Raw genomic sequence first — 16,300 nt, forward strand, 5'->3', positions numbered from 1 at the left:
GCCCAAGGGGGGACCGGGGGTGGGAATGCCAGCGGCGCCGGCGACAGCTGGGTCACCGGCATCGCCGCGGCCGGTGGACCACCACCGGCCGTGTACGGCGGCACCGCCGAGCCGGTGAATCCTGCCCCCGCGATGCGCCCCGTGGGGCCTTCGGGACCTGCTGTGCCGGGTGGTCGCGCTGCCGGGCTCGGGGCTGCGGCGCCACGGCCATGCCGGCCCCATCGCCGGGGCTGGGCGGCGGAGTTCTCGGCGGGCTCGTCCGGCGTTGCCCCGGGCGCCGGTCGAGCGGGCAGCGCCCCACCACCGATCAGCGCCGTGCGCAGCTCCTCCGCGCTCGGTCGGGCCGCGGAGTCCTTCGCCATCGCGACCTCGATGAGGCCACGCAGTTCCCCGCTGATGCCGTCGAGCCGAGGCGGCTCATTGATGATCCGGTAGAGGATCGCCTCCATCCGGCCGGTGCCGAACGGCGGCTGGCCGGTGGCGGCGAAGACCATGACCGCGCCCCAGGAGAAGACGTCGACCGCCGAGGTGATCGGCGCATCGAGAATCTGCTCGGGCGACATGTAGCCGGGCGTCCCGATGGCCTGGCGCACGTTCCGGCTGAGCTCGGTGTCGGCGTTGAACTCGCGGGCCAGCCCGAAGTCGATGACCTTCGGGCCGACCGGGGACAGCAGCACGTTGCCGGGGGTGAGGTCCCGGTGCACGATCCCGGCGGCGTGGATCGCACTCAGCGCGGTGGTGACGCTGACGGCGAGCTGCTCGAGGTCGGCGGGCCGCATCGGCCCCCGGACCGAGACGTGCCGGGACAGCGTCGGGCCCTCGACGAACTCGGTCACGAGATACGGTTGCGGGCCGTGGGGGTCGGCGTCGAGCACGGCCGCGGTGGTGAACCGGCGCACCCGGCGGGCGCTCTCGGCCTCCCGGGCGAACCGGGCACGGAACTCGGGGCGCTGTGCGAGTTCCGGCCGGATCACCTTGATGGCCACCGCGGTGCCGTCGGGGGCCCGGCCGAGGAACACCGTGCCCATCCCACCCTGGCCGAGTCGGCCGATCACCTGGTAGGTGCCGAGGCGGCGAGGATCCTCGGGCTGCAGCGGGCGCGCCGTGTTCCCGGACAACGGCGGTGGTGTCGTCCCCGTCACCGTGCCCCACTCCCGCGGGGCCGACTCGGCCCCGCATGCCCCGCCCCGCAATCACGGCACGCCGGTCGCGGCGTCCGTCTGACCCCATGTTCATACCAGGTGATGATGTAGTGCAGCGTCTCCAGATCAGACCATCATTGACGTGTTCGCGACCGATGCGCCGCCTTCTGGGCGGCTAAGCCGGTTTCACGGCGGGAACGCCGGCCGTCAGGTTTTGCACGATGGCGATATTGTCACGCACCGTGGCGTCGTCGCGGGCGATGTAGTGTGCCTGGGACGTGATCTCCTTCTGGTTCTGCAGGTAGTACCGCAGGAAGGCGGCCACCGCCGGCTTGCGCAGCGATGCCTTGTTCGCGTAGAGGTACAGCGGCTTGCACAGCGGCATGTACATGCCGGTGCCGGCGGTGAGCGCGTTCGGCTCGACGCAGCCGCGGCCGGAGTCGAGCTTGATGGCGCGCACCGCCCGGTTCGTGGTCAGGAAGTTCGAGTAGTCCATGAAGGCGATGGCGCCGCGGTCGCCGTCGACCCGGGCCGGGATCTCGTCGAGTTCCCGGGTCTCGTAGGCGCGGGTGTTCGTCGAGCTGCCGGTCATGCTGGCGAGGAACACCTTGGCGTGGACGGTCGACGCCGCGGGGCCGATGGGTGACAGCGGAACGTTCGGAAAGCTCGGATCGACCTGGTTCCAGGTGGTCACCGTCGAGTCCCGCGCCCAGATGCGGCCGACCTGCGCCGCGGTCAGGCACTGCACCCAGGTGTTCTGCCTGCTCACCACGATCGGCAGCAGGTGGTGGGCGATCTCGAAGCCGGCGACCCGGGCCCCGCAGGCCTTGTCGGACAGCGCGTAGGAGGCCCCGACGATGTCTGCCTGGCCGGCGCAGACCTGCTGGAAGCCGTCGTCCGTGTCGGTGCTGCCGACGCGGACGGTGACGCCCTTCGCCGACTCGCGGAACAGGCTGTACGCCGTCCCGGTGATCGCGGCCACCTCCGCCGAACCTGTCGTGATCACCGCATTGGCGTCGACGGCTCCGCCGCCGACGCCCGCCCTGCCGACGCCCGCCCCGCCGACGATCCCGGCCGCCCGTTCGGCGGCGCGCATCGTGTCGGCGGGTAGCTGGGGATGCTGGTCGACCGTCGAGCGGGGCAGTGCGGCGGTCACCGAGGTGCCGTCGCCCCCACCGGTCAGAAACAGGCCGAGAGTGACGCTTCCGGCGATGAACACGACCAGCGCCAGCACGCCCGCCAGGAGCCGGCGCCTCGGCCGACCGCCCGCCGACCAGCGCCGGCGCCCGCCGGCCGCGGACGCCTGGGCGCCCTCACCCGACGCCGCGGCCGCGGCACCCGCCGACGCGCCCCCGGGCACCGGCACGTGGGACGCGCCGTCGACGGCCCGCGGGTCGGGGGGCCCCGACGGCGCCGGCTCCGGTGGCGGGGTGTGCCCGATGACCGGTGGCGCGCTCGGCGGTGGGATCGTCGCGAAGGCGGCCGGACCGAGCAGCACCGTCTCCGAGTTCGCCGGCTTGGCCACGGCGTCGCGCGCGCCGAGCAGCGCCGCCCCCAGGGCGAACTCGCCGTCGTGGCGGATCTCCAGCCGGCCCACGTCCGGAAAGTGCTCGCCGAGCAGCCGACTGACCAGCGGAATTCGCGCACCCGGACCGTAGACCGCCAGCAGGCCGAGCGCGCCGGTGTCGCTCGCCGCGGCGCGCACCGCCCGGGACAGCGCGCGAATCGAGTCATCGAGCAACGGCCGGACGAGCGACTCGTAGTCGTCCCGGCTGACCTGGACCACGGTGGTCGCGTCGCCGGTGGGCACGGCGATGTCGGCGAACGTCTCCTCGGCCAGGACCTCCCGGGCGCCGGCGCAGGCCGCGCCGAGGCGGGCGCCGTCGGCCGAGGCCCGCGGGCCGCCGCGCAGGCCGCCGCCATCGCCGACCAGCCCGGCGACGTGGGCGTAGAGAAGGTCGTCGAGCATCGAGGTCGACACGTCGGCGAGCCCCACCGGGGAACCGACGGGCACATAGCCGCCGGCCGTCGCGGTGAACACCGCCGCCTCGAACCAGTGCGAGCCGAGCTGGTAGGTCGCCACGCCGCGCCCGTCGGCCACGGGAGTGGTCTGCGAGAACAGGGCGGCCATCGCCTCCGCGGAGCTGCGGGCGACGACCGGCGCGGCGGTCTCCAACCGTGCGAGCGCGTCCGCGAGCCCCTCCTGCCGGCGTGCTGGCCAGGTCGCCGGGCAGGTCACGACGACCAGTTCCGGTGGCTGACCGCGCTGGGCGGTGGCCGTGCGGATCACCGCGTCGAGGAAGCGGGCGAGCAGCGCCGAGGCGGTGTAGCCGATCCCGCCGACGAGGATCGGCGTCGAGTCGCCGAGCCAGTGCACGAAGCCGTCGGCGGTCTGCTCCGGCTGACCGGCGCGCAGGCGGGCGGCCGAGCGGCCGATGCGCACCGTGCCGTCGGGGGCGAGATGGAGCACGGTCGGAATCTGCGGTTCGCCCTCGGCGGCGAAGGCGGACGGCCACCCGTTCTCCGCGATGGCAGCCGTGGTGACGTCGACGCCGGGACTGATGCCAAGCTGGTACCGCACGCATTCCCCCGAGGTATCTGTGCCGCTTACCTCGGCGCAATCCCCCGTCTGCGCCGAAGCGTGCCCTGATCATAACCGTCCACACCCACCGATCGCCGGTAGAAATGGATTGATCGCTCTACGATACGAATTGGATGCCGGGCCGTACCCGGCGCGCCCTGACCCGGGAGGCCGCGTGCTCCGCCGTGCCGCGAAGTTCGAGGTGACGCTGAACCCGACCACGCAGTCCCTGCTCGACCCGATGTCCGCGGAGCCCCGCCAGTTCCTGCTCGACCGGGCCCTGGACGAGTTCGTCGCCGATCTCGGTGCGCTGGACGCCGCGGCCGCCGGCATGGTCCCGGGCGCCGCCCGCCCGCGCATCGACACCGCCATCGACGCGGCCGCGCCCGCGGTGGTCGACGGCACCCTGCTCGTCTCCGGCCAGGAGGTGATGCAGACCTGGGAGGCGCCGCTGATGCGGGCGCTGGCGCAGGCGGTCACCGCGCGGGGGAGCACGGTGCTGGAGATCGGTTTCGGTCTCGGGCTGTCCGCCGGGTTCGTGCAGGAGATCGGCCCCGCCCGCCACGTCATCGTGGAGGCGAACCCGCGGACAGCCGAGGTCGCCGGGCAGTGGGCGCGGGCTGACAGCCGGCGCGGTGTGGAGATCGTCACCGGTCGCTGGCAGGACGTCCTGCCCGGGCTCGGCCGGTTCGACGGCGTCCTGTTCGACACGTATCCCATGGACGAGACCGAGGTCGACGAGTACGTCATGCGCGACGCGACCTTCGCCGAGCACTTCTTCGCGCCGGCCGCGGCGGCCCTGGCCGACGGCGGCGCGTTCACCTACTACTCCAACGAGATCGACTCGGTCGCCCGCCGGCACCAGCGCGCGCTGCTGCGCCACTTCCGCACGTTCGGCGTCCAGATCGTCGACGGGCTGCGGCCACCGGAGGACTGCAGCTACTGGTGGGCCCCCTCGATGGCCGTCATCGTGGCCCGCGGCCCTCGACGGGCCTGACCGCGGGCCACGTCCGCGGCCTGTCCGGTCCGGTCAGGCGGGCTGGTGCTCGTTGCGATGCCCGTCGCGGACCACATCGTCGCGGATCTTGCCGACCAGTTCCTCGAGGATGTCCTCCAGCGCGACGAGTCCCAGCACGGAGCCCTGCGCGTCGGTGACCCGGGCGAGATGGGCGCCGGACTGCTGCATCGTCGCGAGTGCCGTGCGCAGGCTGTCGTCGGCGCCGACGTGCGCCAGCGGCCGGATCCACTTCGCGGCCACCGGGCTCGACCGCCGCTCCGGCCGCGTCTCCAGCACGTCCTTCAGGTGCAGGTAGCCAAGCATCTCGTCGCCGGGGTCGTGCACGGGGAAACGGGTGAACCCGGTGCGGGCGGCGAGTCGCTCGACCTGCCGGGGAGTGATCGTCGGGGGGACCGTGACCAGCCCGTCCGGGGCGAGCAGCACGGCGCGCGCCGTGCGCTCCTCGAACGACAACGCCCCCGTCAGCAGCTCGTGTTCGTCGGCGGCGAGCAGACCCTCACGGTGCGACTGCTCGATGAGGCCGGCCACCTCGTCGCGGGTGAACACGCTGGCCACCTCGTCCTTCGGTTCGACGCCGACGATCCGCAGCGACATGCTCGCCACCGCGTTCAGGAGCATGATCACCGGCTTGCCCAGCCGGACGATGCCGACCAGCAACGGAGCCAGCAGCAGCACGGCCCGATCCGGCAGGGCGAGCGCGATGTTCTTGGGAACCATCTCGCCGACGACCACGTGCAGGAAGGTCACTGCGATCAGCGCGATCGCGAAGGACAGTGAGTGCAGCAGCGCCGAGGGCAGCCCGGCTGCCTCGAAGGGGCCGTGCAGCAGGTCCGCGATCGCCGGCTCGCCGAGCGCACCCAGCCCGAGGGTGCAGACGGTGACGCCAAGCTGCGCGCCGGCGAGCATCACCGAGACGTTCTCCATCGCGCCGAGGGTGATCCTCGCCAGCCGGGAACCCGCCTGCGCCATCGGCTCGATGCTCGTGCGCCGAGCGGAGATCAGGGCGAACTCGGCGCCGACGAACAGCGCGTTGAGCACCAGCAGCAGGATCGTGGCGGCGATCGCCAGCAGGCCGCTCATCGCTGCGCCACCTGCTCGCGGTGACCCGCGGATCGTTCGCGGTCCCGCGTCCCGGCGGGCCGTCTCGCCGCAGCCGGGTCATCCGCCACCGTGACCCCCGCCGGGGCCACCGGCTCGAGCCGGATCCGGTCCACCCGCCGGCCGTCCATCCTTTCGACGGTGTAGCGCACCCCCTCGACGGCCGCCGCGTCCCCCGCCCGGGGGATACGACCGAGCGCACGGGCCACGAGCCCGCCGAGCGTCTGGTAGGTGTCGTCGGTCGGGATCCCGATCCCGGTGATGTTGCTTGCCTCCTCAGGCCGCAGCAGGCCGGACAGCAGCCAGGTGCCGTCGTGACGGCGCAGGGCCCGGGGGGAGACCCGGTCGTGCTCGTCGACGACGTCGCCGACGATCTCCTCGATCAGGTCCTCGGCGGTGACCAGGCCGTCCGTGCCGCCGAACTCGTCGACGACGATGGCCATCTGCAGCCCGCCGGCGCGCAGCGTCTCCAGCAGCGGCTCCAGCAGGAGCGTGGAGGGAACCGTCACCGGCGCGACCATGACCTCGCGCACCGGCGTGCGTTCCCGATCGTCCTCGGGGACGCCGACCACGTTCTTGATGTGGATCACTCCCACGACGTCGTCGCTGTCCTCGCCGAGCACCGGGAACCGGGAGTGGCCCGTCCGCCGGGTGAGGGTGATGACCTCGCTGACCGGCTCGTCGGCGTGCACCGTGCGCATCCGCATCCGAGGGGTCATCACATCCTCGGCGGTCCGGTCGCCGAACAGCAGCGAACGCTGCACCAGCGTCGCCGTCTCCTGCGACAGGGTGCCGTGCTCGGCGGACCGGCCAACCAGGGAGAACAGCTCCTGGGCGGAGCGGGCCGAGGCCAGCTCCTCGTGCGGCTCGATGCCGAGCCGGTGCAGCACGGCGTTCGCGGTCGCGTTCAGGAAGCGGATGATCAGACCCGTGGCCCGGGTGAACATCCGCTGCGGCCCCTGCACCGCCCTGGCCGTGGCGAGCGGATGGGCCAGCGCCAGGTTCTTCGGCACGAGCTCGCCGAAGACCATCGTCACCGCGGTGGCGAGCACCATCGCGACCACCACGGACAATGCGTCGGCCAGCCCGTCGGCGGCGCCGAGCGAGGTCAGCGGCCCGCGCAGCAGGTCGGCGATGGCGGGCTCGGTCAGAAAACCGATCGCCAGGTTCGTGATCGTGATCCCGAGCTGGGCCCCGGACAGCTGGGTGGACAGGCCGCGCAACGCGGCGAGCACACCCCGGGCGCCTCGCTCGCCCCGGTCGGCGGCTCTTTCCACCGTCGGCCGGTCAGCGGTGACGAGGGCGAACTCGGCCGCCACGAAGACCCCGCAGGTGGCGACAAGAGCCAGGCCGAGAATCAGTAGAAGCGCCTCGATCATCGGTCGACCCCCGCGGGCGCTTCCCCACGCGTGGGCCGGCCGGAACTACATCCGGCGTCGTCGGAGTCCCTCATGATCCCTTCCGTTTGGTCCGGGTCGGCCCGCCGCGCTGGCCTTACCCGCATCGCGCGGGTCCAACGCGCCGGGCAGCCCGTCCGTTTCACGATGACCTGTGGTCGCCGGACGGTCCAGACCTCGAGCGGTGTTCGGTAGTAGATCACTGCGTTGTCCCGAGGGCCGGACGCCGGCCGTCGGGGAGGCCGGGTCGGCGAGTCGTGGGCCTGGGCGGCCGTCAGGATGGGAGAAAGCAGTCCGGTTCCGATACGCCGGAATTCCTCACGTGTCACGGAGTGTGACAGCGGGAAGAAGGCGGGTGACGTCGCCGGGTGCCGCCACCCAGCCGCCGGACGAGGAGGTCGCCATGCATTGGCTCCAGACACGGTCCGCGTCGATCCCCACCCCGCCCGATCGGGCGCCCGCACGCCCCTCCCACCGCAGGGTGGGCTGGTTTCCTTACCCGGCGACACCGGGACCGCGGCCGACGCCGGTGATCGCGTCGAGGGTGATGCTCCTGCTGGGGGCTGTGACCCTGACGCTGGCCACAGCCTGCGCTGGGAGCTCCGCGGGGGCGAAGGCCCCCGCCACGGTGATCGCGCCCCGCGGTGGCCCACCCGCCGGATGGTCAGCCACCCCGACTCCGATCTCGACCCCGACTCCGATCTCGACCGCGACTCCGACGACGGCCACCGCCACGCCGGCCTCGACGGTCCCGGCCGCGGGTGTCACCGCGCCGGCCGGCGGGCTGTGCCCCACCTCCCGGCTGGCGGTGCGCTCCGCTGACGGTGAGGGTGCGGCCGGCAGCACATACGAGAACCTGGTGCTGACCAACATCGGCACCACGTCCTGCGCGGTGCGCGGCTTCCCCGGCGTCTCCTACCTCGACGCCGCGGGCCGTCAGGTCGGCGCGGCCGCGGTCCGGTCCGGGCCGGCGGGTTCGACGGTCCGGCTGGCCCCCGGCGCCTCGGCCACGGCGACTCTGCGCACCGTGCACCCCGGCATCCAGGAGGGCTGCACCGAACCGGGGCAGAGCACACCCGTCGCGGCACTGCGGATCTTCCCGCCGGCGAACACGACGGCCCTGCGGCTGACGCTGCCCGGCGTCTCGGCCTGCAGCAGTCCGACCGTGCAGCAGCTGTCCGTAACAGCCTTCACTCGCTGACCGCCGTACCCGCTTGACCGCCGTACCCGCTGGCCGCCGCCGACCTCCATGGTGGCGGTGGTCAGCCGGAGGTGGGGCCGGCGGCACCGACGGTGCTCAGGGCGATGTCGACATAGCGTCTGCTGATCTCCACCGGGGTGAGGGGCCCGTCCGGGTGGTACCAGCCGGTGATCGAACGCAGCATGCCCAGCAGCGCCCGGGAGGTGTCCGCGGGGCTGGTCATCTGGAACATCCCGCTGCTGTTGCCGTCGACGAGGATGTCGAGTAGCAGGGTCTCGAGCTCCTTGCGCTTCGCGGCGTAGCCGCGGCGGTTCGCCGGCTCCAGGTAGCGCAGCTCGGAGTCGAGCACGGCCATGCGCACCCGGTGCGCCATGAACAGCGTCATCGACTCGACGAACGCGACGAAGCGGGCGCGCACGGGTGCGTCCTCGCCCACCTCGGCGAGCGCGGCGCGGGCCCGGCCGAGCGCGTCCTCGATCCCCAGGTCCAGCAGCGCCACGAGGATGCCCTGCTTGCTGGCGTAGTGGTAGTAGAGCGCGGGCACCGTGACGCCGGCTCGGCGCGCAATGTCGCGCACCGTCGTGCCGTGATACCCGTGCTCGTAGAGAGCGTCCATCGCACCCTGCAGGATCGGGGTGAGCTGGGGCGGGGCGAACTCGCGCCAGTTCGCCGCCTTCAGCACGGGTCCTGCCGTCACGATGGGCCTCCCGGACGTGGCTGGTCCCGTCCAGTGTGGACCGGGCGGTGCCGCGGATGGATCCGGACCACCTACGGGGAGTCGATCCACCGCTCCGGCGTGGCCGGGGTGGTCGATCTCCGGGCTGGTGCCGCCGACGGGCCAGGCCGCCGACGGCACCGCGTCACCCGCTGCGACCGTCAGAGGCGTTCGATGATGGTGGCGTTGGCCATGCCGCCGCCCTCGCACATCGTCTGCAGGCCGTAACGGCCGCCGGTGGCCTCCAGGTAGTTGAGCATGGTGGTCAGCAGGCGGGCACCCGAGCCGCCGAGGGCGTGGCCGAGCGCGATCGCCCCGCCACGCGGGTTGAGCTTGGCCGGGTCGGCCCCGGTGTCACGGGCCCAGGCCAGGGGCACCGGCGCGAACGCCTCGTTGACCTCGAAGGCGTCGATGTCGTCGATGGACAGCCCGGAGCGCTGGAGGGCCTTGCGGGTCGCCGGGATGGGGGCGGTCAGCATGAGCAGCGGGTCGTCGCCGGCCAACGCGAAGGTGTGGAAGCGGGCCCGGGGCCGCAGGCCGAGTTCGTTGGCCTTCGTCTCACTCATGATCAGCAAGGCGGAGGCGCCGTCGGTCAGCGGTGAGGAGTTGCCCGGGGTGATGCTCCAGGAGATCTCCGGGAAGCGCGCCGCCCACTGCTCGCTGTAGAAGGACGGCTTGAGCTGCTGCAGGCCCTCGAAGGTGGTCGTGGGCCGGACGGTCTGGTCGACGAGGTGCTGGGTCTTCGTGCCGTCCGGCAGGGTGATCTCCACCGGGACGATCTCGCCTGCGAAGTCGCCGGCCGCCGCCGCGGCCGCGGCGAGCTGGTGCGAACGAGCGGAGAAGGCGTCGAGGTCCTCGCGGTTGAGCTTCCAGCGCGCGGCGATCAGTTCGGCACCGATGCCCTGGTTGGCCAGGCCCTCCGGGTAACGGGCGCGGAACCCGGGGCCGTTGGGGTCCTGGCCGATGACCGCGGCGCCCATCGGCACCCGGCTCATCGACTCCACTCCACTGGCGATGACGATGTCGTACGCCCCCGCGATGACGCCCTGCGCGGCGAAGTGGGCGGCCTGCTGGCTCGACCCGCACTGGCGGTCGATGGTCGTGGCGGGCACCGACTCGGGGAAGCCCGCGGACAGCAGGGCGGTGCGACCGATGTTCAGCGACTGCTCGCCGACCTGGCCGACACAGCCCGCGATCACGTCGTCGACCAGCGCGGGGTCGAGGTCGTTGCGCGTGACCAGCGCCTTGAGCACGGTGGCCAGCAGCTCCACCGGGTGGGTCTCGGACAGTGCCCCACCGGGCTTGCCACGACCCGACGCCGTCCGGACCGCATCGACGATGACTGCGTTTTCCATGGGATCTCCCTCGTCACCAGCGTGGCAGACCGATCCGCCACCCTGTCCGTGCCGCCCACCTGATGTCCAGCATTCGCGCCGATGTCTAGCGCTCGCTAAGTAGACCATCGCACGGACCGCGCTGACGTGTGCGGTCCTACCGCCGGCCGGCCGTGCCTGCGCCGGGCGGATGGCTGCTGTGTTCTGCTTCGCGACCGTTCGAGCTGACGCTACGAGACTGCTTCTGCTGCCTCAACAGGAAGATTGGATTGACAATTCCAGACGAGACGGGGACCACAACGTGTCCACGCCGCCAGGAACGTCAACGGACCAGTCTCGGTGGACGGCCGACGGGGGCGCCGGGGGGCCCGTTCCCGCCGGGCTGAGGGTCGGCCGAGGCAGCCGGCCCGGCCGTGGCGCAGGGCGGTTGCGGATGCGCGCGCCCGACGGCGGCCACGCGGTCGGCGATCCACCCGCGCAGGCCGGCGACGTCCACGTCATGCGGCGGGTACTCGGCATAGGGAGCCAGGTTGTCCGAGGCGCGGCCCAGCACGGCCACGCCGCCACGGATGTTGCCGCGGGCCAGATGGGTGACTCCGACGGCGAGCTGGGTCAGCCCGCGCCACAGGTTACGTTCGACGTCGCCCGCGGACTTCCAGGCCACCTCGAGCACCTCGTGTGCCTGGAAGGGATGGCCGGTGTCCAGCAGATGCTGGGCGGCGGCGAGCGTGGCCCGCGGCGGCAGCGAGGTCGGCAGCTCCAGCGGCGGTACTCCGGCCACCCCCGGCGGCAGGAAACGACCGAGTGCGTCGCGGGGCCGTTCGGCGATCTGGGCTACTGGGTCGAGAAAGTCGCCTCCGCCTGGACGGTGGCGCACGAGCTCACCGCCGTCGGGGTGCCCGGGGTCTCTGGAAGTGGTCATCTCGGCCAGTGTGACCAGCAGGTCGGGGGCTTGTCCTGCGCTGCGGCGCCGGGTGGCCGGTCTGGGCGCGCGTCGGTGCCCCGGCCGGCCGCAATCGCGACGGACCGCGGGTTCCCGGTGCCCGCGGGTCCCCGGTGCCCGCGGGATCGCGACGGGCACCGGGGGAGGGGCCCGGGCGTTGCGGCGTTGCGGCTTAGCGGCCGGCGGCGGCGCGCAGCGCGTCGGCGCGGTCGGTGCGCTCCCAGGTGAAGTCGGGTAGCGGCCGGCCGAAATGGCCGTAGGCCGCGGTCTGGAGGTAGATCGGCCGCAGCAGGTCGAGGTCGCGGATGATCGCAGCGGGCCGCAGGTCGAAAACCTCGGTGACAGCCCGGGTGATCTCGGCCACCGGCAGCGTCTCGGTGCCGAAGGTCTCGACGAACAGGCCCACCGGCTCGGCCTTCCCGATTGCGTAGGCGACCTGGAGCTCCGCCCGGCGGGCCAGGCCGGCCGCGACGACGTTCTTGGCGACCCAGCGCAGCGCGTAGGCGGCCGACCGGTCGACCTTGGACGGGTCCTTGCCGGAGAAGGCGCCACCGCCGTGACGGGCGTACCCGCCGTAGGTGTCGATGATGATCTTTCGGCCGGTCAGGCCCGCATCGCCGATCGGGCCGCCGATCTCGAACCGGCCGGTCGGGTTGACCAGCAACCGGTAGCCGTCCACCTCCAGGCCGAGGTTCTCCTCCGCCAGCCGCTTGAGCTCGGGCGTGATGACCTGGTCGCGGATATCGGGGATGAGGCGGCTCGCGAGGTCGACGTCCGCGGCGTGGTGCGCCGAGACCACGACGGTGTCCAGCCGCACCGGCCGGTCGTCGTCGTCGTACTCGATCGTCACCTGGGTTTTGCCGTCCGGGCGCAGGTAGGGCAGCACGCCCTCGTGGCGGACCTGGGACAGCCGCTGGGCGAGCCGGTGCGCCAGGGTGATCGGCAGTGGGAGCAGGTCGGGCGTCTCGTCGCTGGCGTAGCCGAACATGATTCCCTGATCGCCGGCGCCCTGCTGGGCGAGCAGATCCTCGCCGCCCTCGACCCGGGCCTCGTAGGCCCTGTCGACGCCCTGGGCGATGTCGGGGGACTGCGCGCCGATCGAGACCAGCACGCCGACGGTGGCCCCGTCGAAGCCGGTCGCGGCGTCGTAGCCGATCTCGGTGAGCGTGCGTCGCACCACCGAGGTCACGTCCACGTGGGCGGAGCTGGTGACCTCGCCGGCCACGTGGACGTGACCCGTGGTCAGCAAGGTCTCGACCGCGACCCGGGAGGTCGGATCGGCGGCCAGGTAGGCGTCGAGCAGAGCGTCGCTGATCTGATCGGCCAACTTGTCGGGATGACCCTCGGTTACGGACTCCGAAGTGAACAGGCGGCGGGACATAGGGGACCTCGTTTTGATGTGTCGGAAGATTCGATGCGTCGGGAGAAGGGGCCGGGCCGCCCAGACCCCGGGCGCCGCATCTGGCTGGCGCTGGATGATCGGGATGTGGGGCCGGTGCGCTGCGCCGCGAAAGAGTCCGCACGGAAGAACAGAGCTGGCGGACTTACGCGACGATGGTCACCGGCCGCCTCGCGACATCGGCGGGGCATCCGGGTGCTGACGGACCCCAGGAGTGCGCTGAGCGTGCGAGGACTTCGCGCGGCTCAGCGCGCAGTACAGATGGCGGAGCTCACGAGGGCGAAGTCAACGTGATCACGCGTGACGAGGACGGCCGAGCGCTGCACGTGATGATCCCATCACGGGCGCCGAGTCGACGTCAACAGCGCCGGGCCGTGGGCGCGGCTTGTCTCACCGCGGCCGTCATGCCAAAGTGGGATCATGCCGGTCCTGGACGACTTCGCGTCCTGGGCCGCGGCCGGCCGGCCCGCGGTGGTGGTACGCCGCCGGGTCCCGCTCGTGCGTCGGCGGGCGGTCGACCTCATGCGGGTCGCCAGCCGTCTCTGTTGTTGACTTGTCGCTGGTTCCTGGCGTCGCGCCGCCGTGCGGCCGCCGCGTGGGGCGCAGCGGCCGGCGTCCGTCGCGTTCTTACTCACTGTCATGTGGCGTCCCGCCCCGTGGATCGGTCGTCCTCGTCGGGCCGGGTCGCCGCGCGGAGGTGGCGTGCTCATGTCCCAGGCCGATCGCGTGTCCCAGGCCGGGCGCGTGCCGTTGTCCGTGCTCGACCTGTCGCCCCGGTCGCAGGGCGCGTCCGCGGGCGACGCGTTGCGCAACACCCTCGACCTCGCCCGGCGTACCGAGAAGTTCGGCTACCACCGGTACTGGCTCGCCGAGCATCATCTGGTGCCCGGTGTCGTCTCCTCGGCGCCGGCGGTGGTCATCGCGCTCGTGGCCGATGCGACGACCCGGATCCGGGTCGGCTCGGGAGCGGTCCAGATGGGTCATCACACCGCGGTGACCGTCGTGGAGGAATTCGGCACCCTTGCCCAGATCCATCCGGCCCGGATCGATCTCGGGCTTGGGCGTCCCGCCGTCGATCGGTTGTTCGCCACGGCGAACGGCAATGGCCAGCCGCCCGGATCCGACCAGCCTGCCGCTGCGCCCGCTCCCGCTGCGCCCGCTCCCGCTGCGCCCGCTCCCGCCGCGACTGTCATCGACGGGCTGTTGTTGCCGGCGCCGCCCCGGATGCGGGTGAACGCCGAACGGTTGCGCCGCCAGTTCGCGCTCGTCGGCTACCGGCCGGGCGCCGGAGACGAGTATGGCCAGCAGGTCCGCGACATTCAGGCGTTCCTGCGGGGCGACTACCGGACCGCCGAGGGCGAGCGCCTGACAGTGCCGGCTGCGGAGGGGGCCGACCTGCAGATCTGGGTTCTCGGCTCCAGCGCGGGCGTGAGCGCCCGAACGGCCGGCGAGCTGGGCCTGCCCTTCGTCGCGAACTACCACGTCGCGCCGGCCTCGGTGCTCGAGGCCGTGCGGGCCTACCGGGACGCCTTCGTCCCGTCGGCGACCTTTGACCGGCCCTACGTGATGGTTTCGGCGGACGTGGTCGTCGGCCCGGATGACGACACGGCCGCCGAGCTCGCCTCGCCCTACGGGCTGTGGGTGCTGAGCATCCGGTCCGGCGAGGGGGCCCGCCCCTTCCCGAGCCCGGCCGAGGCGGCGGCCCACCGGTGGACCCCGGAGGAACGCGCCCTCGTCGCCGACCGGGTCGAGACCCAGTTCGTCGGTGGTCCCGCCACCGTCGTGCGCAAGCTGGAGACGTTGCGCAACGTCACCGGAGCGGACGAGTTGATCATCACGACGATCGCGCATGACCACGCGGACCGGGTGCGCTCGTATGAGCTGCTCGCCGGGGAATGGCACTGATCGTCCGGGAGCGGCCGAGCCTGGGCTCAGGGCCGGCATCCCTTTGCGTCGGTCCTGAGCGCTGGCTACGGTGGACGTCGGTGAGTCACGCCGGGAGCGGCGACATCCGCGGGTTAATGTTCGGCCCGCGCGGGTGACGGTGGAGGAGGCCTCGTGTTCGGCGGTCGGTCTGGGATCGCGGCGGCGCCGCGTCCTCGCTCCGGTGCCGGAATGCACGAGCTCACGCACCGTCGGCACATCGACACCTGCCGGGTCAGCGCGACCGCCTGTCCCCGCTGACGTCCCCAGCCTCCCTGACCTTCCCGGGCCACGGGTCTGACGGCGCCTGACCCTCGGGCCGGGCCGTCGCCGGACCGGAGCTCGGAGCCGACCGGTTACCCGGGGCGGAAGGTCGTCGACACCGGCAGGAATGGCGTTGGTCATGACCAGTCCCCTTGCATCATCCGAACAGCCCGGGCCTCCCGGCCGGCCCGGGCCCGCGGGAACCAGCTTCACGCTGCGTGCGGCGCACGCCCTCGACGCGACCGGCCGATTCGGTGAGCCGCTCGACATCGCGGTGCGCGATGGCGTCGTGCGGGCCGTCGGGCCCCGGCTAGGCCTCGACCGGGACGCTGTCGACATCGACGCCCGCGACCTGTGGCTGATGCCCGGGGTCGTTGACTGCCACGCGCATGTGACCCAGTCGACCTACGACCAGTTCGAGCTGGTGACGGCCCCGCTGTCCGCACGCTACCTGCAGACGGCGGACGCGCTGCGGGCGTCGTTGCAGGGCGGCGTCACCTATCTGCGCGACGCCGGCGGCGCCGACGCGGGTGTCCGCGACGCGCTCGCGGCGGGCAGCGTGCCGGGCCCGCGGCTCGCGGTCAGCATCGTCGCGCTGAGCCGCTCCGGGCGCCACGGTGACGGGGGCATCCTCGGCCCCGGGTTGGAGTCCGCCGACGATGTCCTCGGCCCCGACTATCCCGGTCGGCCGCCACACTCGGTCGTCGAGGCGGGCGGCCTGCCCGCCGCCGTGCGTGGCGTGCTGCGGGCCGGAGCCGACTGGGTGATGATCTACGCCAGCGGTGGGGTGATGTCCACCCGTCCGGGCAGCCCGGACTTCCAGTTCGGCCAGTCGGAACTGGCCGCCGCGGTCGCCGAGGCGACCCGTTACCGCCGGCCGGTGATGATGCACGCCCTCGGCGAGCGGGCGGTCGTGGCGGCGGTCGCCGCCGGCGCGCGTTCCGTCGAGCACGGCCTCGGGCTGAGTGAACGTGCTGCCGCGGCGATGGCCGTCCGCGGTGTGACGTTGGTGCCGACCCTGACGCCCTACCGTGACCTGGCCGCGCTGGCGAGCACCGGCGTGCTGCCGGGCTGGGCGGTGGAGCGCGCCGAGGCGACCGCCACCTCGCTTGCCCAGACCATTGCCGTGGCCCGCGCGTCGGGGGTGCCCATCGCACTGGGCAGCGACGCCCGGCACCGTACCCGCCACGGCGCCAATCTCGCCGAGATCAGCCAGCTGCGACGGGCGGGGCTCACGGCGCCCGAGGCGTTGCTCGCGGCAACCGCCACGGGGGCGAGGCTGTGC

Annotated in this window: 14 protein-coding genes; 5 read left to right on the forward strand and 9 right to left on the reverse strand. The window is 72.8% G+C overall.

The window, feature by feature from the left end:
* Together NBZ85_RS14070 and NBZ85_RS14075 are read right to left on the reverse strand one after the other, a co-directional pair.
* Positions 1-1,142: serine/threonine-protein kinase (locus NBZ85_RS14070; RefSeq protein WP_261562043.1), on the reverse strand; the 1,142-nt coding region annotated here is incomplete at its 3' end.
* 175 nt (positions 1,143-1,317) lie between these two features.
* Complete coding sequence (locus tag NBZ85_RS14075) at positions 1,318-3,723, reverse strand: substrate-binding domain-containing protein (RefSeq protein ID WP_261562044.1); 2,406 nt, start codon at positions 3,721-3,723, stop codon at positions 1,318-1,320.
* A gap of 175 nt (positions 3,724-3,898) precedes the next feature.
* Between NBZ85_RS14075 and NBZ85_RS14080 the strand changes: the two genes are divergently transcribed.
* The gene (locus tag NBZ85_RS14080) at positions 3,899-4,720 is read left to right on the forward strand and encodes a class I SAM-dependent methyltransferase (RefSeq protein ID WP_261559334.1); all 822 of its coding nucleotides are present in this window, start codon (positions 3,899-3,901) and stop codon (positions 4,718-4,720) included.
* Positions 4,721-4,753: 33 nt separating this feature from the next.
* Here NBZ85_RS14080 and NBZ85_RS14085 read toward each other — a convergent pair whose 3' ends face one another.
* From NBZ85_RS14085 to NBZ85_RS14095, 3 genes are all read right to left on the reverse strand, one after another.
* Positions 4,754-5,821 (reverse strand): hemolysin family protein, encoded by a 1,068-nt coding sequence (locus NBZ85_RS14085; protein WP_261559335.1) that lies wholly within the window; start codon positions 5,819-5,821, stop codon positions 4,754-4,756.
* Positions 5,818-7,218: a hemolysin family protein gene (locus tag NBZ85_RS14090; protein WP_261559336.1), complete on the reverse strand. Its 1,401-nt coding sequence runs from the start codon at positions 7,216-7,218 to the stop codon at positions 5,818-5,820. The genes NBZ85_RS14085 and NBZ85_RS14090 overlap by 4 nt, the downstream gene beginning before the upstream one ends.
* A 513-nt stretch (positions 7,219-7,731) precedes the next feature.
* Positions 7,732-8,109 (reverse strand): hypothetical protein, encoded by a 378-nt coding sequence (locus tag NBZ85_RS14095; protein WP_261554871.1) that lies wholly within the window; start codon positions 8,107-8,109, stop codon positions 7,732-7,734.
* Here NBZ85_RS14095 and NBZ85_RS14100 point away from each other — a divergent pair.
* Positions 8,045-8,437, forward strand: a complete 393-nt coding sequence (locus NBZ85_RS14100) for a DUF4232 domain-containing protein (protein ID WP_261554870.1) — start codon at positions 8,045-8,047, stop codon at positions 8,435-8,437. The genes NBZ85_RS14095 and NBZ85_RS14100 overlap by 65 nt on opposite strands.
* Positions 8,438-8,498: 61 nt before the next feature.
* On the opposite strand, the gene NBZ85_RS14105 is transcribed toward NBZ85_RS14100, so the two are convergent.
* From NBZ85_RS14105 to metK, 4 genes are all read right to left on the reverse strand, one after another.
* Entirely contained in the window at positions 8,499-9,134 is a 636-nt protein-coding gene (locus NBZ85_RS14105; protein WP_261554868.1) for a TetR/AcrR family transcriptional regulator, read from the reverse strand.
* Between the two features lie 179 nt (positions 9,135-9,313).
* Positions 9,314-10,507, reverse strand: coding sequence for a thiolase family protein (locus tag NBZ85_RS14110; protein ID WP_261554867.1), 1,194 nt, complete (start codon positions 10,505-10,507; stop codon positions 9,314-9,316).
* 301 nt (positions 10,508-10,808) lie between these two features.
* Positions 10,809-11,408: a DUF309 domain-containing protein gene (locus tag NBZ85_RS14115; protein ID WP_261554866.1), complete on the reverse strand. Its 600-nt coding sequence runs from the start codon at positions 11,406-11,408 to the stop codon at positions 10,809-10,811.
* A gap of 193 nt (positions 11,409-11,601) precedes the next feature.
* Positions 11,602-12,810, reverse strand: coding sequence for a methionine adenosyltransferase (gene metK, locus NBZ85_RS14120; RefSeq protein ID WP_261554865.1), 1,209 nt, complete (start codon positions 12,808-12,810; stop codon positions 11,602-11,604).
* A 438-nt stretch (positions 12,811-13,248) separates the two neighbouring features.
* Between metK and NBZ85_RS14125 the strand changes: the two genes are divergently transcribed.
* From NBZ85_RS14125 to NBZ85_RS14135, 3 genes are all read left to right on the forward strand, one after another.
* Positions 13,249-13,380, forward strand: a complete 132-nt coding sequence (locus NBZ85_RS14125) for a hypothetical protein (protein WP_261554864.1) — start codon at positions 13,249-13,251, stop codon at positions 13,378-13,380.
* 156 nt (positions 13,381-13,536) lie between these two features.
* The gene (locus tag NBZ85_RS14130; protein WP_261562045.1) at positions 13,537-14,733 is read left to right on the forward strand and encodes an LLM class flavin-dependent oxidoreductase; all 1,197 of its coding nucleotides are present in this window, start codon (positions 13,537-13,539) and stop codon (positions 14,731-14,733) included.
* Positions 14,734-15,154: 421 nt separating this feature from the next.
* Positions 15,155-16,300: amidohydrolase family protein (locus NBZ85_RS14135; protein WP_261562046.1), on the forward strand; the 1,146-nt coding region annotated here is incomplete at its 3' end.

Source organism: Frankia tisae (assembly GCF_025403405.1).
Classification (GTDB): domain Bacteria; phylum Actinomycetota; class Actinomycetes; order Frankiales; family Frankiaceae; genus Frankia; species Frankia tisai.

Coding starts and splice junctions, on each gene's coding strand:
- NBZ85_RS14085 (WP_261559335.1), bottom strand. CDS start 5,821: ATGAGCGGCCTGCTGGCGATCGCCGCCACGATCCTGCTGCTGGTGCTC.
- NBZ85_RS14090 (WP_261559336.1), bottom strand. CDS start 7,218: ATGATCGAGGCGCTTCTACTGATTCTCGGCCTGGCTCTTGTCGCCACC.
- NBZ85_RS14095 (WP_261554871.1), bottom strand. CDS start 8,109: ATGTTGGTCAGCACCAGGTTCTCGTATGTGCTGCCGGCCGCACCCTCA.
- NBZ85_RS14110 (WP_261554867.1), bottom strand. CDS start 10,507: ATGGAAAACGCAGTCATCGTCGATGCGGTCCGGACGGCGTCGGGTCGT.
- NBZ85_RS14115 (WP_261554866.1), bottom strand. CDS start 11,408: ATGACCACTTCCAGAGACCCCGGGCACCCCGACGGCGGTGAGCTCGTG.
- metK (WP_261554865.1), bottom strand. CDS start 12,810: ATGTCCCGCCGCCTGTTCACTTCGGAGTCCGTAACCGAGGGTCATCCC.
- NBZ85_RS14125 (WP_261554864.1), top strand. CDS start 13,249: ATGCCGGTCCTGGACGACTTCGCGTCCTGGGCCGCGGCCGGCCGGCCC.
- NBZ85_RS14130 (WP_261562045.1), top strand. CDS start 13,537: ATGTCCCAGGCCGATCGCGTGTCCCAGGCCGGGCGCGTGCCGTTGTCC.